Genomic DNA, 20,976 nt, shown 5'->3' on the forward strand with positions numbered 1-20,976 from the left:
AATGGCTGAAAATAAATTTTGCCCCAATTGTGGGACAGCTGTAAAAGCAACGGATAAATTTTGTCCTAAATGTGGCAATAAGTTGATCGTCAATAAGCCTGCTCCAGTTAAGCAGGTTAAACCGCGCAAGCCTTTGCCTAAAAAGACTAAGATTAGCTTGGCAGTTGTAGCAGCTGTTTTGCTAGTTTTATTAGGCTTATATAATTGGGGTAAGAGTGAGTTTTCTCGTCAAAAGCAAGTCGATGCGATCATTTCGGCCATTAAAGATCCAGCTAAGGACTTAACGCCATATGTGGAGATCGACGACAGCAAGGCTAGCGTCAATACTCAAAAATTGAAGTCAATTCAGAGCTACTATGAAAAGAATAAGACCCAGGCTAATATGTTAGCCTCTCCAACTAATACGACAATTGTTGCCAGTGGTCACAAGTGGCTGTTTTATCCTAAATATGTCTTGAAACTGGATACCTACTCGCCAAAAGTTATCTCTAATCATGCTAATTCAATTATCTATCTAGATGGTCAAAAGATTGGGTCAATGGTTAAGGATAGCGAAGGATACAGCAAGACTCTATCTCACGTTATTCCTGGTGAGCATAAATTGACCGTCCAATTTGAAGCTAATGGCAAAACTCTTACCAGCAAACGAACGGTTGATATTTGGTCAAATGAAAGTATTAACCTTGGTATTGAGACGATCTCCTTTACCGTTCAGAGTGTTCCAAATGGAATTGTTTACTTGAACAATGAGAAGGTAGGCAAATTAGATGCTAAAGGAATCAAGATCTTTAAGGATTATCCAACTAATATGGAGCTTAACTTGTATGTGGCTTCTACTTTCAATAAGCAGCGCATTCGCTCACAAAGAGTTGAAAATCTAACTTCAACTATTAGAAATGAGGAGTATTCTAGCTATCCTGATCTTGATACACTTGGGTCAGAAGAAGCTTCGGATACTGTCTATGAACAGGATGGCGAAATTTATGTAACGCCAATCTGGGCAGGGATGATTACTGAAGACGATGCACAAGAAATCTTGGAGGATGCCTTTGAGGATCCTTTAGAAGAAGATTTCGTTGGTGGTTCAAGCAATAAGGACTACCAGATCTTGAAAAAGCAATATGATGCCTGGAATGACAATGATAAGCTTGATGATGTCTCAGTTGAAGTAAAAATCAAGCGTATTCGTCCAGCTGGCGATAATTATTCTAGCGTAGATTATCAATTGATTTATCATTATGAATATGAAGATAGTGAAAAGACGCAAACTTATAATTATGAAAATGCAATCTTCCACTATGAAGATGATGAACAAAAGCTGCAACTATTTGGCAAAAAGCAGTAATTGTTGCAAAAAGACGATGTTTAAGTGCATCGCCTTTTTGTTTGGTTTAAATCAAGTGAATAGATAATTTTTTATCAATGAAAAGATAATTTAAACCTTATTTTTCATATAAAAGTATGCACATATATGTTATAATTATTATGTGGAAATATAAATGGATTTTAGGAGGGTTAACTATGATAAAAAGCGTTTCCAAAATTACTTTATCAGCGATTTTATTGAGTGGAATTGTTAGTGTGTATACCGGAAAAGTAAGTGCAGAAGATACAGATACTAGTAAGTCTAGTACTGCAATATTTTCACTTGAAGAAGGTAGTGGAAAATTAACCTTGGATTCTGTACCAAGGTTTGACTTTGGCAAAGTAGATCCAGCTAAGATCTATGCCAAAGGGACAGCCGATGGTAAGGGATTAGGCAGCTTTATGATTACTGATACTCGGTTGAATACAACCGGTTGGAGTTTATCAGTAGCTAGCACAACTTCATTTGCCCATGAAAAAAGCGAAATTGATGGTAATTTATACTTCACACCAGAAAGCTTTGCCTTTTCAACGGGATCAGCTTCAGGTTGGAGTTTCCCTGGAACTACGATTACTATTCCAAGCTCTAATCCTAGTGTAATTGCGAAATCAACTGGTAATAAGGGTACGGGATCAGCCAGTGTTAGCGATGCAAATTTGAAATTTACTGATAATACTGCCTTAGTTGCCGGTGAATATACTTCTAACATTACTTGGAATCTAGCAACTGGTACAGCAGATGTTGCAAGAGCAAGTGATTAAAGATGCGAATTAAAAGAGTTATACGCACAATATTGGTTGGTTTAGCTATGGCTGGAAGCTTGGCTTTCTCAGTAAAAGAAACACAGGCTGTATCAAATAGTTCAGCTCAATTTACTATTAGTCCGATCTATTCATCTTTTCAGAAGGATAATTTGAAAGTTGGCTACTACGACTTAGTGGTTAAAAAAGAAAAACGAGTGGTTCCGATTAAGGTAAGAATTAGCAACCTCAATCCAAATGAAAAATTAAAATTCAAAATAAAGTTAGGGGATGCGACAACTACTGACAATGGACTTATTGAATATAGCGATTTTAAGCCTAAGGGCAAGCTGAATAGTCAATATCGCATAAGTCAAATGCTAGTCAAAAAGCCTAAGAAGATTGTAGTAAAAGCTGGCTCTAGTAAGATCGTCAAACTTAAACTTAAGCTTCCAAAGGAAGACTTTCCAGGAACGATAGCTGGTGGAGTTTATGTTGAGCGAGTTACATCTGGCAAAGTTAAGAAAAAGGGTATGGTAACCAAGAATCATTTTGCCATGACTTTGCCAGTGCAGATTACTGAACATCCTAAAGCTAAGCGAATTGCTAAAATGAAGTTGGATGCAGTTCAGGTAAAAAAAGGTCCAGTGATTACTGCTAAATTAAGCAACGTTAAACCGGTAATCTTTGGTCAGCTGATGATCAATGCCAAAATTAAAAAAAGTGGCGACGCTCAAACCTTAGTAAGCAAAAAAGTAACAGGTTATCAAGTAGCTCCAAATTCGAGCTTTAACTTTTTGGTTTCTACTGGCTCTTCAAAATTAGCACCTGGAAAATATATTTTAGATATGTATTTGCAATCAGGCAAGCGAAAATGGCATCTAGTTAAAGATTTTAATATCACTACTAGCCAAGCTAAGCCAATAACTCAGCGAATCAAAGCGATTGGCATCCCTAGCTGGCTATGGATGATCTTGATGACACTAATTGTATTAATTCTGTTATTGATCTGGATCATTTTGATGCAAAGACACAAGATTAGGATGCATAAGTAAATTGAAATAAATAAGGATAGATTGATATGAAAAAACGATGGCGACTTTTTTCACTATTGCTATTGCTTATGATGGTAGTTGGAATAACTAGCATAGCCAATGCCGATGAAAGCCCTGTTCCAGCTCAAGTAGAGTCTTCTGCTAACCAGGATGAACAAGATTCAAGTAAGGCGACTGAGAGTAGTTCAGATGAAACTGATAATAATGCTACTGATGAAGCTGGCGAGATGGAAAAGGTTAACGATCAAAATTCCAAAACGGCTCCGGAGGACTCAATTGCTGATAACAAGCAAACAAATGACCAAAATTTTCCTCCAGTGCCAGATACTAGTCATACTAGTCCGGCTGTTGATCCAGCTCCAACTCAAACTGTCGCCTGGCCAACTGAATTTGCAATCTGGACTGAAGGTTTGCGTGAAGACGGGGCACTAGATCGAAATAAATACGGCTTTATCATTAATGAAAATCATCAGATTGAGGAATATGCAGACGGTAGTAGCAAATATTTAAATTTTGTTATTTTGGCTCATGATGAATGGACTTCTAGTGATAAGACGCAGTTTTATCTGGTTACTAAGACTGGCAATAGCTATTCTGGTCAATTGCTCGATTCTTCACGGATTTTGGTCAGCAAGATTGAAGATTATCGTCGAACCTCTCTATGGCATGTTGCTGTAGAGATGACAGGAGTAGATGCTGACACGGTCCAAGTGTGTATTTTCGATGATGATGTAAAATATGGCTTTTGGAAATCTAATGGTGTTGGAGATGACAAAACATACCCATACATCATTTCCAGTCCAGAAATTGGGTGGAAAGATATTGAAGCTTCAACTTCGACTTTTTCCAATAAATTGCTCTATGCAGGTGTAGGAGGAATCGTTGGTGTCAATGGGCCAAAATTACAAGCAGACAAGATTGCTTCTTTTGACAATGCAAAGCTAAACGATAGTTTAAGCGCAACCTTTTCAAAGCAAGAAGTAATCGGTAATCAATTGCTAACTTCATTTAGAATTTTGACTAATCCAGATAACTTGCTTGATACAGTAATCGGCCTGGTTCCCGAAAATGACAGTGTCTATGGGATTCCAGTTAGGTTAACGGTGGAGTATCCTTCAAATCCAGTAACAGTTGACTTTATTTATGGTGGAGCAAGATCAATTAAGCTTGCTTTGGATACTTTTGCCAAAGAGCCAATTGTTACTAAGGATAGCTTGAATCCGGATTATCTTGATCTAGTAAAAGATAAATTGAGTCCTGATTTGACATATGCCTGGTATTATTCAAATAGTACTGACCCTAATCATTTGACCTCGGTAGCTAGTCAGTTTTCCGATATTAAAAATGCTAAGGGCAAGCTTGGAGAGGACTGGATGAGCATTGATGCTAAGAGTGATTTTGGTAAAGTGATTTCTCAAACAACTGCTTCAGGCAACACGATCTACTTACAAATGAGAATTTATTATGCTGATGGAAGTTTGGCTACTTTGACTAATCCAATTGCGCTTCAAGCTGAAATGGCGCTACTAGAAGTGCCTAGCGTAATTAATTTTGGTACGATCCAATCAGGGGATGTAATCAATGGTAGTAACCACCCAAGCGTGGATAGTGATCAGCAATTGAAAGTTACGATTCCTGCTTCAAGTAAGTCAACTTGGCAAGTAACGGCCCAGGTTCCAGCAGATGGTGTATTTGCTAGCTTGAATGCTCATTTGAACATTATGGGCAAGGATATCTTGCCGGTGCCCACAATTTTAACTAGGATTTCCTCTACGGGTACTACTAGTTATGATCTCAATTCTAGATTGATTTTTGATAGCTATAATGGTCACTTAGCCCAATCTAGTTATAGCGAAACGATCAATTGGCAACTAGAGACAGAGACTATTCCAAATGTCAGTCAATAAGTTTATCAAATAATAAGCGACAATATTGCTTTGATGGCAATGTTGTCGCTTTTTTAATAAAAAATACTATCGTGTAAGCACTTACACCAACATCCTTGATATAATAGATGTGTTATGAAGAAAGGAAGAAATTGAATGAGTTGGTCAAGTGAAGAATTAGCTAAATTTAAAGGAGCGCAAATCATCCAAAATCGTCCATACAATGAAAGGCATCAGATCTTTGAAGATAGTCCAATCTGGGTTGTTACAACTAACGACAAGGCATATTTGCGTGGTGGCAAGGGAATCGACTCTAGTTGGTACAAATCTGGCATCGAATATGGTGGCGAAATTGAATTAGCTGGGCAAGTTTATTCAATTGCTTATGAACCAGTGACGGATCAAGCAGAAATTCAACAGGTTTCTCAGGCATATGAAGAAAAGTATCGTGGTCAATATCCAATCGAAATGATGCTATCAGATAAGTGTGCTCAAGGAACTGTAAGTTTGATTAAGCGATAGTAGAGTTTTTAGAGGTGATTGTTATGAAGAAAATTAATATGGGTCCTAGTACCTTACAGATTCCAGCTGTAGCCTTAGGAATTATGCGCATGGCTGATAAGAGTGTCGACCAGGCAGTTAGTGCAATTCAAACTAGTGCTGAATTAGGCGCCAATTTCATTGATTCTGCCGATATCTATGGTGGGGGAAAGTCGGAAGAGATTTTTGGTCAAGCTTTAAAGCAAAGCAGCTTAAAGCGCGAAGACTTATTTATCCAATCTAAGACAGGAATTGTTCCTGGCAAGCGTTATGACTTCTCTAGTGAGCATATTATCAATAGCGTTGATGGCATCTTAAAGCGGATGGGGATTGATTATCTAGACAGCTTACTCTTGCACCGCCCAGATGCCTTGATGGAAGCTGATGAAGTAGCTAAGGCCTTTGATCAATTGCAGGCAAGTGGCAAGGTAAGATTCTTTGGTGTGTCGAATTTCAACCCATCAGAGATTGCTTTGCTTAAGACGGCAGTGAACCAAACAATCATGTTTGATCAATTGCAATTTGGCTTGATGCATGCCAGAATGGTTGATTTCAACATTCATACTAACATGGAAGATGAACCATCAATTAATCACGATGGTCAAGTGCTTAACTACTTGATGCAAAAGAAGATTACAATCCAAGCTTGGTCACCATTCCAATATGGCTTTTTTGAAGGAACATTTATCAATAATCCGAAGTTCCCAGAACTAAATGAGTTGATGGGCAAGCTGGCAGAAAAATATGGCGTTGGCAAAAATGCAATTGCGACGGCTTGGATTTTGCGGCATCCAGCTAATATGCAGGTGCTTGTGGGTGCGATGAATCCGGATCATATCAGGGATGCAATGCTTGGCGGGGATGTAGTTTTGACTAAGCAAGAATGGTATGATCTATATCTTGCAGCAGGTCACGATTTGCCTTAAAAATCATAAAAATTGAAAATAAAAAATCAAAGCGTAGTGAATCAATACTTAACTAATTCACTACGCTTTGACTTCGTATACAAGTAACTTTATGTGTCTGATTAATCATATAAAAGCAGATCATCGAACAATCCAGTCAAATATCTCAAAATGTAATTCAATCAGCTCTACTAATCAATAAGAACAAATAGATATAAAACAAAATTGCAATCATTAAGCGAGTCGAAAATGGCTTAGCCTGGATATACCAGCTACTCAATCTGACTGGCTTAATAATTTAAGAATGATTATTGCCGAGAATATGACTAAAATAATGAGAAATTGTAACCAAGCAAATGTCCGATAGATCTACCATCAAGAAGAGTTGCGCTTACAACTTTATTCAACAACTATTGTAACATACAAATTATTACTTGCGTAGGCATTTTTGGCAAAAAATCGAATAAATTTCGCACGTTTGCCTGAAAAGATCATCTTTTTAAAAAATAACTATTCAGTTTTATTCAATTGTTGTCTTTGCTGATCAACTTTAGCCTGTTGAATGTATTGGTCAGTAGCAGAGATCCCTGTATGGCCAAGCTGAGTAGCAACGACCATTACATCTTTGCTTTCATCATATAATTCTGTTCCTAAAGAGTGACGCAATTTATGTGGAGTCGTCCGATTTCCATCTGGAAAGGCCTCAGAATATTTGCTGACAAAACGCTCAACCGTATTGCTAGCGATTCTCTTTGCTACGCCGGCGTACTTAGTCAAGAATAAGGCTTGTTCATTCTTATCTGGTTGATAACGGATTGTCCGGATTTCCAAATAGCGATTGATATATGGCATGGCCCAGTCAGCAATTAGCGGAGCATCTTTTTTATTGCCTTTTCGAACAACTAAAATAGAACGCTCCCGCTGGTTAAGATCCTTTAAATTCAATCTAGTTAGTTCTGAAACCCGAATCCCTGAGCCAAGTAGCAGTGCAATAATGGCCAGATCTCTTTCTTTATTGAAGTTAAAAGAGGACTTGGCACGATTGGATAAAGTTTGTTCGTACTCTTGATCGATAAATTTCAACCAGTCATGTTTCTTGTCTCCCAGATAAAGCATAGGGGCAAACTTGGCATTTCGATAGGCAATCGACTCCTTGCTGCCTTTGATCAAATGAACCTTGAGCATTACATTGCGATAAAAGTATGGCTCACCGTCATTTAAATCCGCAGTAACAGTTAGGTAGTGGAATAAAGAGCGTAGGGCATTAATTGTTCGATTGATAGTTTTGCGACTGTCTTGAGTTGACTGCTTGTTTTCTTTAAAGCTTAATTCTTTGAGGTAGGCTTGAACTTGGGCTGCCTTTAAGTGTTCAAGCGTTGATAATTCAATGTCTTTATTTGATTTGGCATTGCTAATGAAACCAGCAACAGGATTTTCAATATCAGCCGGATTTGATCTAAGCCAATCGAAAAAGCGTCGATATTCAGTTAGATACTGATAGATAGTGGTAACTGCTAGATTAGGTTGCTGTGCGTAATAAAAGACGTAGATGGGCAAGTCCTGCAGTTCTTTATCAATTAGTTTTGAATATTGATTTAAATCCATTATTTTCCTTTCCGTATCAACATTTTAATGATTTGTTGTGTATCAGATTATTAATTGTTCTAAAATTAGTTTGTCTTCTTTGTTATTTATTATATAAGGTTTAGCAGTATTTTTGACAAGAAATACGGTTAAAAGTAAAAAATACTGATTTCTACGGCTAAACCGTGATGAAATTGAGTTACAATGACTAATCATTTTCCTTTGCTTTTTTGCTTAGATATGCTATGATATCTTAAGCAACTAAGTTAAGAAATTATGATTGCATTACGCAAAAAAGCATTGTCCTGCCAGACAATGCTTTTATTTTTCACCTCAAGGGAGGTACTAGTCACCGTTTAACATTATAACAGACGATACAGCTTAATAGCTGTCTTTTTTTTATGAATAAAGGAAGCAAAAATTTTGAAATCAAGGGATTAAGTTAAGCACGATTTGAAAGTAGAGCGAAATGAGCTTAATGATGGTAAGAAAAAAACGTTTGGGAAAACCAAACGTTAAATACCTAAGTAATTTTCTAAAACTGCCAAAACACCATTTTCTGTATTGGCTGGTGCAATGTGATCAGCGTACTTTTTAACTTCATTAGTTGCATTTTCCATTACATAGCTAATGCCAGCAAGAGAAAGCATTTCAACATCATTCATCCCATCCCCAAAGGCGATCAATTCTGATGGGTCAATTTCCATCTCTTGCAAAAGCTTCTTTAAGCCTTCAGCCTTGTTAACGCCAACTGGAATGATGTCATTGTCTTCCCAACCGCTAGAAGTAATGCGGATAGGATCAGGAAATTTGCTGTTATAGTCGCGTTCCATTTCTGGAATAAGTTCAGCAAGAAGGTGGAAGTTCAATTTAGTATAGTCATCTTCTGGCAAGTCATCAAAAGAGTCGATTTCTACTAGGTTAGGGTAGTAGTAGCGAGAATATTCCTTTAAGACTGGGTCTTGATCCTTTAAGCAGTATGAGTGTTCAATTCCACTAACAGTAATAGTTGGTAAGTTGTCTGGGTAATGCTTTTTGACGTAGTTAATTACGTTCATTACTGTTTCAAAAGAAAAGACAATCTTGTCAGTGATTTTGTTATGAATTGCTAAAACTGCACCGTTATCTGCTACGTAATTTAGTCTATCTTTGAATTCTTCGAAGTCGACTTCAAGTCGGCAAAGAGGTCGACCACTAGTAGGGATGAAGGCGATGTTGCGTTTTTCCAATTCGGTCAAAATCTTAGCAAAACGTGCGTGATCGTAGGAGCGATCGCTACCACAAAAAGTACCATCCATATCTACACTGATCGCTTTAAATGGAAGTTCTGTCATTTTAAATCCTCAATTCTAATTAGATCCTTAACTATTGTAAACGTTTATGTTGAAAAATTAAATAACAAAATTGGCTTATAATTATCGTAGCTATTTTATAATAGGCTGGATAACTATTTATTTTTAAATAAAATTATTATATAATAATAGTCGGAAGGCAATTTATTTTATAACATGGAGGAACGTTATGAAAAAAGTATGGACAATCTTGGCTACTTTGGTAGCTGCTGTTGGTATCATGGCTTTGCATCCACAAAAGGTTGATGCAGCTTATGGTAATTTAGGTAATTACACCACACCAGTTGAGCTTCGTGGTACTTGGTACTACCGTCAAGTAGACCCAATGACAAATAAGTTGTCAAAGAAGATCTACCGGTTGAAGATTACTGCTAACAGTATTGAAGATGGTAATTCTAAGGCTAACATCTATGTAAATGATGAAAATGCTGTTGGTGATTTTCTTAAGATGAGCAAGGCTGACCAAAAGAAGGCTACTGCAGCAACTAAGAACTGGGTTAGAGCTCAAAGAGTTACTGACATGGAAATCAACTACCTTAACATTAAGGGTTGGTTCCAAAGCTCAGGCTCAGGTGAATACTACGGCTTCACTGTTGTAGATCACAAGGGTAAGTTAGTTCCAGCTGTTAGAATTGCTCACGGTGCTGGTTTCTGGTTGACTGGATATGCATACAGAAGCAAGGATTTACTTAAGTAAGTATGTAAACAACAATCCTTATATATCAACGATTACAATCATTTATAAGATGTAGAAGCGTAACTAGCATCACCAAAATAAAAAGCTGACAATTTCCAGAAAATGGAAGTGTCAGCTTTTTTGTGTGGTTATGTAAGATTATAAATTCTGTAGTCCTGGGATAATCTTGCTGTCTATCTTAGTTTGGTGTTCATCAAGCAGGTAAGGATAAACGCAGAAGCATTACTAAAGGTGGCGGAGTAACTAGTGTTACCAAAGCTATAGTTGATCGAACTCATATGACAGCTAATCATGCTAAATTGATAGCTAATGATCAAACAGGATCGATTATTTCACAACTTGATTCTTATCGAGCCAAAAGAGCTGGAGCTAGAAAGTATATTTGGCGTTCTATGGAAGATAATCGGGCAAGGCCAAAGCACAGAGAATTAGATGGAACAGAACAAGTCTATGGGAATCCAGACGGTGGAGACGACGGACAAATGCCAGGTGAACCAATCAGATGTCGATGTGTTGCTTTGCCTGTGTTTGATGAGGTGGATAGTAAACATATTAGTTCAAATAGCAAACAATCGATCGATGACCCTAATAATTTACATGAATTGTTTCATAAAAACAGTTATTATTTTCCTAGCACTGAATATATATCATCTTATGAATTGAATAAATTGGTCAGAAAATTTGTTCGAAAAGGTGGAGTAGTCGCAATTGGTACGGAAGCTGATACATATTTAAGAAGTGTCGGTGCATCAGCATCAACGTGGGGCAAAAATACTGTTATGATATCATCTTGGGCTACAAAATCTGCCGTGGTTGAAGAGCTATATCATACAACTCAATTAAAAAGACTAGGGGTAGAATCAATGGGATCTCTTAGCGAATTAGAGTATGACAATATGGAGGTTGAAGCTCAATTGTATCTCCTAAAGAATGCAAAAAAATGAAATTCAGCTATAATGAAATTGAAGAATTGAAAAGAATCTAGAACTTTGGACTAAGAAAAAAGAGGCGCTTGAATCATGAAATTAAAAGTACTCAGTGTTTTTCCTCTTCCATCAAAGAAGCCTGAAAATGATAAAAAACACGTTGCTATAGCTTTACAAGGTACAAATGATCTTAACGGCAATAAGTATCTTTTAACCAAAGATGGAGTTAGACATGAAATCTTGGGTCGTGGTTGGATATGCAGTCGAAAGGCATGGGACAATAAAATTTTAAGTTTAGAAGTAGAAGCACCATTTGATTATGATGAGTGCGAGCTTGTACCTTAAGGCGGTATTATGGCAAATAATAATTACTTTACAGTAGCATATAAGATCCTAAGCTACCTAAAATATGCTATGAGAACAGTGAAGACACTGACATCAATGTTTTACAGCCTGGGACGTTTAATATTGGTTCTTGAGAACATTGAAAATGCTACTTGATGATGGCTACATTACTGGCGTATCTCTTGAGAGAACAGTTAATGGCCCAATTGTTGTTAATAACATTCAGAACACAGAAATAACTAGCAAGGGACTTCAGTATCTTGAAGAAAATTCAATGATGAAAAAAGTATGTAAGGTGCTAAAAGAGTTCAGAGCCTGGTTACCTAGCATATAAGCGATTGACGAGAGTTGATCGCTTTTATTTTTGACCTAAGCAAGTCGTTAAACTGCTTATTTTTTATACCGTAATTTAGAAAGGAGTAATTGAAATGGTTGATACAACTATTAAGGCTAAGGCAAATGTTGCTACAAGCGCATCAAGCGAAGTTCAAACTCCAAAGCCTGTTGTAAGTGCTAATACTTACAAGGTACAAGCTATGTAAAGTACTTATGAATAGGCAACAGAGTATTTCTACGAAAAGTAAAAACAGATCTGCCTAAGCCGTATGTTGTTAGAACGGAATATGATTCAAGTACTATTGTTTATTCAATTGTGGGTATTTTTCACAGAAGAGATGGATCTTCATATACTAACCAAGTAGGTAGTACCTTTTATTCATTTTCAAAGCTAATCTACCACTGGAGTAATGGCTCACCAACAGAGGTTGAGTGGGAAGGAAGCGGATATGGAAGCGATACAGTTTCTTTATCAGTCTTCAGGTTGGTCAGGCCCAAGCTCATATACTATCTACGGTCTATACAATTCAGATCCAAATGGTGGTCATCAGAGATTAACGGCAGCAGATACTATTTATCAATCTAATGATTATGATGTACCAGTTGCTATTATCGATGTTGACACTAAGACAGAGAAAAAGTTAAACGTCCAGTTAAACAATCCTAGCCTACAAGGAAGTTGGAATTTAGATGAACTGCTGAAACTGTCAGATGATGTATCTTTTGAAGAAATGGGTTTTGATCAGTCAGATATAGATAACATGTTTGATGGTCAAGTTGCTTTCAGCAGTGATGATGATCCTGATGATTTATCTGATCCGCTAACTGGTAATGCTGATGACAGTGATAGTAGTTTCGAGCCTAGCTTTCAAAACGCACAAAAAGCGCTGTTTGAATTTGCAGATAACTTTACTTATCAACAAGTTAAGTTTCATTGTAATCCGGTTGTTGATCTACATGTTTATGCTTGATAAAAAGAACAACTTAGATACAAATAGAGTACAACATAGCTGTTAAAGCGTTGTATTATAGTAGTATCGAAAGATGTGGAAATATCTCCTTAAATCAATCTATTAAAAGTCTGGTACAGAGTGCCAGGCTTTTTTATAATTGGTTTGAGGTGAAATAAAATGGATTTTTTAAATTACATCAATCATTTAGTAAGTGTAATTACAGATTGGCTTATATCCAAACAAGTTATTCCTATAATTCTTACCTTAGTTACAATTTTGATAACTGTTCATTACAATAGAAAAAATTACAGGGCTAATTTAGAAGTAAGGAGTAAGTTAGAGATACTTAATTCCATTAACAAATTGATTGCAAAATATATTGTTGAAGTAGATAATTCACTGTATTTGTTTATTAAAGGATGTTCTAATAACAATGATAAACAACTAGCCAAACTCAAATTGTCGAATCCCAATGTTGTTGTAGGAAAGATTACTACAGAAGACTATGACTTAAAATTGGCAGAGACTAAAAAAATAAAAACAGAACTAGAAATTAATATGGAGACTTATGGAAACTGTGAAGCAATACTGGATGACATGGAAAAATTATGGCATGTATTAGATCATGATAATTTACAAAAAATCTCTGAAGTAGCAACAAATGCTGAACATTCTGAAGCCGAAAAAGAGGTATCGAATAAGTGTGAAATAGCTCAGAAAAGGCTAAAGGATGATTTTAAAGAATGGTATAAGAACGAATTTGATAAATTAACTAAGTGATAAAGGCCTAAAGGCCTTTTTATTTTTTTCAAAAGTAGGTGGTGAGATGGTGTGAATGATAATTTAACAGCTAAACAGAAAAAGTTTTGCGATGAGTATATTAAATCAGGCAATGCAAAGGACGCAGCAATAAAAGCAGGTTATTCTCCTAAAACCGCTAAATCAATTGGGCAGGAAAACCTGACTAAACCTGACCTGAAAGTTTATATCAAAGCTAAAATGAAAGAAATCGAGTCTCATAAGATTGCTAATGCTAAAGAAGTGCTAGAGTTCTATACTCGTGTTTTACGTGGTGAAGAAACAGAAGAAGTTCCAATTGCAACTGCTGATAGGGTTGTTACTATTACCAAAAAACCATCAATTAAAGATAAAGTTACAGCTTCCAAAGAAATCATGAAGCGATATCCGTTGTTTGACCCTATGGAAAAACAAAAATTAAACAAATTAATTGCTGATACTCGTATCTCTGAAGCCAAAGCTAAGGCAATGGAGGATAAGGGACAGGATATTGAATTGCTGCTTGATAAGATGCTTGATAACTTAGCTAAGGAGGATTTAAAGAATGGCTCTAAGTGATGTATTGACTGATAAGCAAGCCCAAGTATTGCATACATATCTTACTAAGCCATTTAAAATGATGATCCTCAATGGCGCTGTCAGATCAGGTAAAACTTATATTGATAATTATTTGTTTATCTATGAGCTAAGAAGAGTGGCAAAATTAGCCAAAAAATTGGGCGATAAGCATCCTCAGTTTATTTTGGCAGGTGCTAGTTCTGGAGCAATTTATAACAATGTAATTTCAGAAATATCTAGGCAGTTTGGAATTGATTTGAGATCAGATAAGCATAATCATTATCATCTATTTGGAGTTGATATTGTTCCTGTTTATACAGGTTCAATTGCCGGCATGGCTAGAGCTCGTGGGTTTACCTCATATGGTGCTTACATCAATGAAACGACATTGGCCAATGAAGAAGTTTTTGTAGAAATTAGAAATCGTTGTTCAATGCAAGGATCACACATTATCTGTGATACCAACCCTGATATTCCTACTCATTGGTTGAAAAGGGATTACATTGACAATCATGATGAAAAAGCAGGAATTATTTCTTTCACTTTTACAATTGATGACAATAGTTTTCTTGCTAAGGATTATGTTGAATCGCTTAAGGCTTCAACTCCAAAAGGGATGTTCTACGATCGTGCTATCTTGGGTCAGTGGGTGACAGGAGATGGCATTGTTTATCAAGATTTCAACAAAGACACAATGGTTATTCCTGATGAAAGAATTCCATTTGATGATCTTACATATTATGTAGGAGTGGACTGGGGGTATGAACACCCAAATCCAATTATGCTGCTAGGTGATGATAGCAGTGGAAATACATATATTTTAAGAGACTACACAAAGAAGCATAAATTTATAGATTATTGGATTGAGATTGCTAAGAACTTGCAGAACGAGTTTAGCAGCAATCTCATTTTTTATGCCGATTCGGCTAGACCTGACAATATTAATGAATTTTTGACTAATGGAATTAACATTTTCAATGCAAATAAAAACATTCTGCCAGGAATTGAATGTGTGGCTAGCAAAATGGCACAGGGTAAATTCTTTATTGCTGAGTCATGTGCTGAAGGAGTATTAAATGAAATTTATCAATATGCATGGGATGAAAAAACTGGAATGCCAATGAAAGAAAGCGAAACAAGGCACAATGACCGCCTTGATGCAATTAGATATGCAATTTATACGAGAAATGCGAAAGGAGGTTACATCCCTTGGAATTAAAGCAAATGCAGAACTTAATAGCCAATACTGCTAGTGAGCGTGGCAATTTCATTAATGCCTATAGTGAAGCAGTTAGATATTATAAGAATCAAAATGATATTACCAATCGAAACAATGGCAAGTCCGAGTTGAAGCAAGATGGCAAAGATGATCCATTGAGACATGCAGACAACCGAGTTAGCCATAATTTCTATCAATTGCTAGTTGATCAAGAGGCAGGATATTTTGCTACAGTTGCACCTCAAGTAGATGTGGGTAATGATACTGACAATCAAAAAATCCTTGATATCTTAGGTGATGATTTTGGATTAACGATTCATAATCTATCGGTTTCAGCTTCAAACGCAGGTAGAGCATGGCTGCATTATTGGATTGATGAAGATAACAATTTCAGATATGGAATTGTTCCACCTGATCAAATTACAGCTATTTGGTCGAGTACCTTAGACCATAAGCTTTTAGGTGTGCTTAGAAGTTATCAACAACTTGATCCAGATACTGGTAAAACATTTACTGTTCATGAATATTGGAATGACAAGCAGGGGCAATTCTTTAAAGAAGTTTCATCTAATCCTTTGAAGTTGGAATCTTATGATTGCATTCCTACCTATGATTCAACAGCTGGATATGAAACAGGATTGAGTGATGTAGTAACTCATGATTTTGGTAGGGTTCCTTTTATTGAGTTTGCTAAGAATGAGTTGAGATTGCCAGAGCTTCATAAGACTAAAGGCCTAATTGATGCCTATGATGACATCTACAATGGCTTTTTGAATGATATTGATGATATTCAGCAGGTTGTGCTAGTCCTTAAAAACTATGGTGGAACCAAACTGGACGACTTTATGGAAAATCTTAAAAAGAATAAAGTTGTTAAGTTCAACAATGCTGGCAATGGTGATCAATCTGGTATTGATACATTGCAGATCGAAATTCCAGTTGAAGCAAGAGATAAGGTTTTGACATTAACTAAATCAAATATTTTCTTGCAAGGTCAAGGAATTGATCCAGCTAACTTTGCTAATACTAATGCAAGTGGTGTGGCTATTAAAATGCTCTATTCCCATCTTGAACTAAAGGCAAGCAAAACTGAAGCATACTTTAGAAGAGGAGTTAGCGAATTGGTTAGAGCTATCATGCGATACTGCGGTATTAGTGATTATGATGGCAGACATATTATCCAAACTTGGACTAGAACACAAGTTGAAGATAATTTAACCCAAGCTCAAACTGTGGCTACAGTAGCTCCTTACACTTCTAAAGAAACTATTGCTAAGGCTAATCCGTTGGTTGAAGATTACAATCAAGAATTGAAGTATCAACAAGATGATTTGCAAAATAGTGATGGTTTTATGGCTTCTAAGGATTTTGCTAATTCAGATGATTATTCCGATAAGGCAGATGATGAAAAGTCTGAAAATAAAGATAAGCCTGATGATGAATAATGAACTCACAAGAATATTGGCGTAAAAGAATTCTTTATACCAAACGCAAGCAACTCGATCATGAAAGAGATTATGAGCTTGCTATGCGAGCTAGGTTGCGTGCTTTAGAGAATGAAATTATCAAAGAAGCTAGGCATTGGGTTTCAAAGTATGCTAATGAGAATCATTTAGGATTCAAAGAAGCTGCTAAGTTGCTAGGCCAAATTGATACTAGTAGATTCGATATGACTTTGAAAGAATTCGAAGAAAAGGCTAGAGCTGGTGGCTTTGATAAGGAATTAAACTCTGCTTACTATAAATCTCGAATTGCTAGGTTGCAGAAATTGCAACAACAGTTCATTGAATTTGCTGGCAATTACGCAGACAAAGAAGAAGGCATCATGGCTAAAGCCTTAGCTGATCAATATCAATTCACTTATGATCAAGATGGTTATAGCAAATACCTTGTTACAGGTGGTATTGATGTTGATTATGCCCACTTCAATGAAGATCAACTAAGATCGATTGTCTATCAACCATGGCAAGGCAGTGATTTCAGTAAAAGAATCTGGAATAATTACACTAATGTATTGCCTGAAGTTTTAACAAATACAATGTTTAAAGCTACTGCTTTGGGCTATTCTCATATTCGCTTGGAACAAGAATTGAGATCTACATTCCATAATGTTGAAAGTAACAACTTGCATAGGCTGATTGTAACTGAAATGGGTCATATAACCGAGCAAGCAACAGCCGATTTTTATGAAGACTCAAATATTGAACAATATCAATATTTAGCCACACTTGAAACACACACATGTGAAATTTGCGCTCATTTAGATGAGCGTATTTTTTATGTCAAAGACAGAAAACCTGGGTTGAATTATCCAATGATTCATCCTTATTGCCGATGCACTACAGTTCCATACATGAAGGATTTACCAGACATTGTAAGCCGGTGGAGTCGAGATGATGAAACTGGCAAAGGCAAGTTTGTTAATAAAATGAGCTTTAATCAGTGGGTATTACATAGAAGTATTAATAAGATTAATAGAATAGGTAGTACAATATTACTTGATGAAATAAATCTATATAAGAATGTTATACCTGTATTTTTAGAGACTAGAAATATTCCTACAAAAAAGGATCCTTTTAGTGTTGTTGGTAAAATGAAAAATGGAAAAGTTATACAATACAGATATTATGGTGAGAACGGATTAGTTGAAAAAGATTTAGATTTAACAGATCATGGAAATCCTAAAGAGCATACTGTTGTTCCGCACGTTCATAGATGGAAGCATACATATAATCAAAAAAATGATAAAATAATAATCAAGAGAGGTAGAGGCGTAGCTCCAAGTAAAAATGAACTAGAAGATATAAAAAGATGGAGAATGCTCAATGGACAATCTAGATAGTTTGAAACAATTTCAAGAGTTAATTGAGATTGGATATGAGGTTCAATTCAAATTGAATAATAAACGATGGTTAGTTGAACCAGACCAAGATGCTCCTGAATTTTCTGAAAAGCGGCAATTGATTTCCACAGAAGCCGATAATCTTGATTTTATTAAAAAATTTAAAGACACTTCTGAATTTCTAAATTATTCAATTTGCGGAAAAGTCATAAAAGATTCTTGGAAAGAAATTACTGATATTGATTATTAACCAAGCGATTAACGAAAGTTAACCGCTTTTTGTTTGGAGAAAAAACAATGGCTGGATTTTACAAAAATGATTACTTTGTTGTGGCTTATTATATTTTATCTAGCTCTTATTGCGAGTTAAGAGACAATGGTCAGAAACTTTTGTGTTCTGAGTTCGACAGCTATATAAAAAATAAGTGCAACTTAAACGATGCTTATTACAAATACATTGTGGATTCGTTGATAGATGACAAATTATTGGATCATAGTCCTAAAGAAGAAAGTGGCGGAATTGTTTGGTATTACTCAATTACGCCTAAAGGAATTGAGTACATTTTCTTTGATGAAGCAATGAGCAAAGCGCAGAATTATATTATTTGCAAAGAATCAGGACAAACCAATGAACAAAAATGAAATCGAGAAGTTTACAAAAAAACTTGAAAGACAGCTGTTCTTTTCTAACGTTTTTCATGTAATCGTAGGAACAATGGTAGCTATAGCTTGGCTATCTACATTTGTGCTAGCAGTGTGGGCATGCCTGCATTTTGTATTCAAGCTGTTTTAAATATTTGACCTGAGCAAGTCGTAAAACTGCTCTTTTTGTATACCCTTATTGAGAGGTGAACTCGTAAAAACATGTTAGAGGAAAGGAAATATTTGTTATGAAAAGAGATCAATTGAAAGATTTGGGTTTGTCAGATGATCAAATCAAAGCTGTAATGGATATCAACGGCGAAGATATTAATAAGGCTAAGTCGAGCAATGATGAAATGATCAAAGAAAATGAGGCTTTGAAGTTGCAATTATCTGAAAGAGATAAGGATTTTGCCAAACTTAAAAAGACTGCTAAGGACAATGAAGAATTATCCAGCAGCTGCAAGACTTGCAAGGAAAATACAAGCAGGATCATGATAATCTTACTCAAGAATTAGCCAAAGTTAAGTTAAATGGCGATTGGGAAGTCGATGGATGGGGTCCTGATTATCTATCTTGGTCGTTACCATCTGGTTATTCTGGTACAACGTCAACAAGTGCTGGCTGGATACATAACTCTAGTCCGGGCGAAAGCAATTCTGAAACATTCGATTATTATCAAAGTTAGAAAGAACAAAATAAATGTATACGTTTAACAAAATCGGGGGGGATAAAACCGCCACCCTAACCGCTAAGGCGGTGAGCCTATGTTAATGAACGATCTAAAGGCTCTTTATTGGCAAGGCGAGAAATTTGAGAGAGTAGGGTACTATATGCCTACTTTTAATAAAAAGCAAGGTAAAGGAAACAGTTACATGTGGGTAGATCATGGTAAAAGTAATGTACGTGTATTGATCCTAGGAAAAATCTACTTTGCTAGAAAGGTACCAGTTACAATTACATCTACTACCTATCAATACACTACAGTTACTAGACATATTGACTTGTATTTTACTGACATGGATCCTAATAGTCCACAAGGTGGCAAACAGGAAAATGCAGTATGGAATAGTACAACTTTTAAGAAACCAACGTATCATTTTAGCAATGGTGAAACTGAATTAAGTGAATGGGAGTATGATTCTGGAGATAGTTATTGGGACAGTTATTCGGCGCCAGATTACTCAAATATTTATTACTATCCAAGTGAAAGTTATATATCCGGTGAAACACCTACGCCTAATTCTGGTGATAATTACATTACTAATATACAATCATAACTACCCACATTAGCTTTTTTCTTTACTTTCGTGGTTGATATGCTATGATATTTATAGCAACGAAGTTAAAAGAAATGAAATTGCAACATGCAAAAAAGCATTGTCCCGTTACGACAATGCTTTTATTTTTTCACTTGGTGCAACATCCAAGCGTGCAGGTGAAACAGCGACTAGTTATGATCGTTGTGACGATTATTCCACCAGTAATCGAACAGTCTAATGACTAGTTCCACAATGAGTGGTGCAACGATCGAAGTTAAAAGAAACTGCAACATACGGTTCACCTCCTTTCAAGGGAGGTACTAGTCGCTAGACAACATTATAACAGATGAGACAGGTTAAAGCCTGTCTTTTTTCATGGAGAAAAAATGATGAAGACAACGGAAGAAGTGAAACATGATCTTGCTGTAGAATTTGATGATCTCAATGGCAAGATTAGTAAATTGGGAGGACTAAACTAATGGCAGAAGAAACAACAGTAAGTATTGAAGAATTCAATGCTCTAAAAGAAGAATTCGAGCAGTTTAAGGAACAAGCTTCAAAACCTCAAATGGTTTGGGTTTCTGGTACTTATTTAGGCAAAAATGAGGATTGCTATGGTCCAATCAATGCACCTCATATGATGAATACAAATGAATATCCTTTTGTATTAACCGGTCCTGATCCAGATATGAAGCATCCAAAGTATGATTATGCAGCTAACAAATGGATTGACCGTGGTGAAGCATACTATGAAGCACAGGTTAAGGAATTATCCAATGATTTAAAAGGATATACTCAAACTGTTTCAAATTTACAACAATCACAGAACGTAGCTATTAATCAATCAGCTCAATTGGCTAAAATGCTTGAAAGTTCAAAGCAATCACAAGAAGCTACGCAAAAGGCTTTACAACAATTGACAGTAATGGTTTCTAAGATTGTACAAACGGCACCAAGTTCAAATCCAACT

At 36.1% G+C, this 20,976-nt stretch carries 25 protein-coding genes; 22 read left to right on the forward strand and 3 right to left on the reverse strand.

Going from position 1 to position 20,976, the window contains the following annotated elements; genetic code table 11:
* Position 1: 1 nt before the first annotated feature.
* From BN53_RS03855 to BN53_RS03880, 6 genes are all read left to right on the forward strand, one after another.
* Positions 2-1,345, forward strand: a complete 1,344-nt coding sequence (locus BN53_RS03855) for a TcaA 3rd/4th domain-containing protein (protein WP_009559610.1) — start codon at positions 2-4, stop codon at positions 1,343-1,345.
* A 176-nt stretch (positions 1,346-1,521) separates the two neighbouring features.
* Positions 1,522-2,127 (forward strand): WxL domain-containing protein, encoded by a 606-nt coding sequence (locus BN53_RS03860; protein ID WP_009559611.1) that lies wholly within the window; start codon positions 1,522-1,524, stop codon positions 2,125-2,127.
* Between the two features lie 47 nt (positions 2,128-2,174).
* The gene (locus BN53_RS03865; protein WP_162129754.1) at positions 2,175-3,161 is read left to right on the forward strand and encodes a WxLIP family cell surface protein; all 987 of its coding nucleotides are present in this window, start codon (positions 2,175-2,177) and stop codon (positions 3,159-3,161) included.
* A 26-nt stretch (positions 3,162-3,187) separates the two neighbouring features.
* Positions 3,188-5,068 (forward strand): RodZ family helix-turn-helix domain-containing protein, encoded by a 1,881-nt coding sequence (locus BN53_RS03870; protein WP_009559613.1) that lies wholly within the window; start codon positions 3,188-3,190, stop codon positions 5,066-5,068.
* Between the two features lie 135 nt (positions 5,069-5,203).
* Positions 5,204-5,569 (forward strand): DUF2255 family protein, encoded by a 366-nt coding sequence (locus tag BN53_RS03875; RefSeq protein WP_009559614.1) that lies wholly within the window; start codon positions 5,204-5,206, stop codon positions 5,567-5,569.
* A gap of 23 nt (positions 5,570-5,592) precedes the next feature.
* Positions 5,593-6,513 (forward strand): aldo/keto reductase, encoded by a 921-nt coding sequence (locus BN53_RS03880; protein WP_009559615.1) that lies wholly within the window; start codon positions 5,593-5,595, stop codon positions 6,511-6,513.
* Positions 6,514-7,002: 489 nt separating this feature from the next.
* Here the strand turns inward: BN53_RS03880 and xerS are convergent, their stop codons facing one another.
* Both xerS and BN53_RS03890 read right to left on the reverse strand, forming a co-directional pair.
* Positions 7,003-8,097 (reverse strand): tyrosine recombinase XerS, encoded by a 1,095-nt coding sequence (gene xerS / locus BN53_RS03885; RefSeq protein WP_009559616.1) that lies wholly within the window; start codon positions 8,095-8,097, stop codon positions 7,003-7,005.
* Positions 8,098-8,591: 494 nt separating this feature from the next.
* Positions 8,592-9,410, reverse strand: coding sequence for a Cof-type HAD-IIB family hydrolase (locus tag BN53_RS03890; protein ID WP_009559617.1), 819 nt, complete (start codon positions 9,408-9,410; stop codon positions 8,592-8,594).
* Positions 9,411-9,597: 187 nt separating this feature from the next.
* Here BN53_RS03890 and BN53_RS03895 point away from each other — a divergent pair, with 187 nt between their 5' ends.
* From BN53_RS03895 to BN53_RS03960, 15 genes are all read left to right on the forward strand, one after another.
* The gene (locus tag BN53_RS03895) at positions 9,598-10,125 is read left to right on the forward strand and encodes a hypothetical protein (RefSeq protein WP_009559618.1); all 528 of its coding nucleotides are present in this window, start codon (positions 9,598-9,600) and stop codon (positions 10,123-10,125) included.
* Between the two features lie 221 nt (positions 10,126-10,346).
* Positions 10,347-11,069, forward strand: coding sequence for a minor capsid protein (locus BN53_RS10030; protein WP_081495928.1), 723 nt, complete (start codon positions 10,347-10,349; stop codon positions 11,067-11,069).
* Between the two features lie 75 nt (positions 11,070-11,144).
* Positions 11,145-11,396 carry a hypothetical protein gene (locus BN53_RS03905; protein ID WP_009559620.1) on the forward strand — a complete coding sequence of 84 codons (252 nt, stop codon included), beginning with the start codon at positions 11,145-11,147 and terminating at the stop codon, positions 11,394-11,396.
* 130 nt (positions 11,397-11,526) lie between these two features.
* On the forward strand, positions 11,527-11,730 hold the full coding sequence (locus tag BN53_RS09900) for a YjcQ family protein (protein ID WP_236695149.1): 204 nt from the start codon (positions 11,527-11,529) through the stop codon (positions 11,728-11,730).
* A 451-nt stretch (positions 11,731-12,181) separates the two neighbouring features.
* Positions 12,182-12,703: a ParB N-terminal domain-containing protein gene (locus BN53_RS09905; RefSeq protein WP_009559623.1), complete on the forward strand. Its 522-nt coding sequence runs from the start codon at positions 12,182-12,184 to the stop codon at positions 12,701-12,703.
* A gap of 159 nt (positions 12,704-12,862) precedes the next feature.
* Entirely contained in the window at positions 12,863-13,465 is a 603-nt protein-coding gene (locus tag BN53_RS03920; RefSeq protein ID WP_009559624.1) for a hypothetical protein, read from the forward strand.
* 51 nt (positions 13,466-13,516) lie between these two features.
* Complete coding sequence (locus BN53_RS03925; RefSeq protein ID WP_009559625.1) at positions 13,517-14,041, forward strand: terminase small subunit; 525 nt, start codon at positions 13,517-13,519, stop codon at positions 14,039-14,041.
* Positions 14,028-15,260: a PBSX family phage terminase large subunit gene (locus BN53_RS03930; protein ID WP_009559626.1), complete on the forward strand. Its 1,233-nt coding sequence runs from the start codon at positions 14,028-14,030 to the stop codon at positions 15,258-15,260. The genes BN53_RS03925 and BN53_RS03930 overlap by 14 nt, the downstream gene beginning before the upstream one ends.
* On the forward strand, positions 15,251-16,705 hold the full coding sequence (locus BN53_RS03935; protein ID WP_040537306.1) for a phage portal protein: 1,455 nt from the start codon (positions 15,251-15,253) through the stop codon (positions 16,703-16,705). Before BN53_RS03930 ends, BN53_RS03935 begins: the two co-directional genes overlap by 10 nt.
* Entirely contained in the window at positions 16,705-18,102 is a 1,398-nt protein-coding gene (locus BN53_RS03940) for a minor capsid protein (protein WP_009559628.1), read from the forward strand. The genes BN53_RS03935 and BN53_RS03940 overlap by 1 nt, the downstream gene beginning before the upstream one ends.
* Positions 18,086-18,352: a hypothetical protein gene (locus BN53_RS03945; protein WP_009559629.1), complete on the forward strand. Its 267-nt coding sequence runs from the start codon at positions 18,086-18,088 to the stop codon at positions 18,350-18,352. Before BN53_RS03940 ends, BN53_RS03945 begins: the two co-directional genes overlap by 17 nt.
* Before the next feature lie 47 nt (positions 18,353-18,399).
* Positions 18,400-18,744: a hypothetical protein gene (locus BN53_RS03950; RefSeq protein WP_009559630.1), complete on the forward strand. Its 345-nt coding sequence runs from the start codon at positions 18,400-18,402 to the stop codon at positions 18,742-18,744.
* 248 nt (positions 18,745-18,992) lie between these two features.
* Positions 18,993-19,262, forward strand: a complete 270-nt coding sequence (locus tag BN53_RS03955; RefSeq protein WP_009559632.1) for a phage scaffolding protein — start codon at positions 18,993-18,995, stop codon at positions 19,260-19,262.
* Entirely contained in the window at positions 19,214-19,432 is a 219-nt protein-coding gene (locus BN53_RS09910; protein WP_009559633.1) for a hypothetical protein, read from the forward strand. The genes BN53_RS03955 and BN53_RS09910 overlap by 49 nt, the downstream gene beginning before the upstream one ends.
* An 85-nt stretch (positions 19,433-19,517) precedes the next feature.
* Positions 19,518-20,024 (forward strand): hypothetical protein, encoded by a 507-nt coding sequence (locus tag BN53_RS03960; protein WP_133286415.1) that lies wholly within the window; start codon positions 19,518-19,520, stop codon positions 20,022-20,024.
* Positions 20,025-20,194: 170 nt separating this feature from the next.
* Here the strand turns inward: BN53_RS03960 and BN53_RS09605 are convergent, their stop codons facing one another.
* On the reverse strand, positions 20,195-20,299 hold the full coding sequence (locus tag BN53_RS09605; protein ID WP_009559635.1) for a type I toxin-antitoxin system Fst family toxin: 105 nt from the start codon (positions 20,297-20,299) through the stop codon (positions 20,195-20,197).
* Between the two features lie 185 nt (positions 20,300-20,484).
* On the opposite strand from BN53_RS09605, the gene BN53_RS03965 reads away from it, so the two are divergent.
* On the forward strand, positions 20,485-20,976 hold a 492-nt coding region (locus BN53_RS03965; RefSeq protein WP_040537307.1), incomplete at its 3' end, for an exocyst complex component 4.

Source organism: Lactobacillus pasteurii DSM 23907 = CRBIP 24.76 (genome assembly GCF_000297025.1).
Classification (GTDB): Bacteria; Bacillota; Bacilli; order Lactobacillales; family Lactobacillaceae; genus Lactobacillus; species Lactobacillus pasteurii.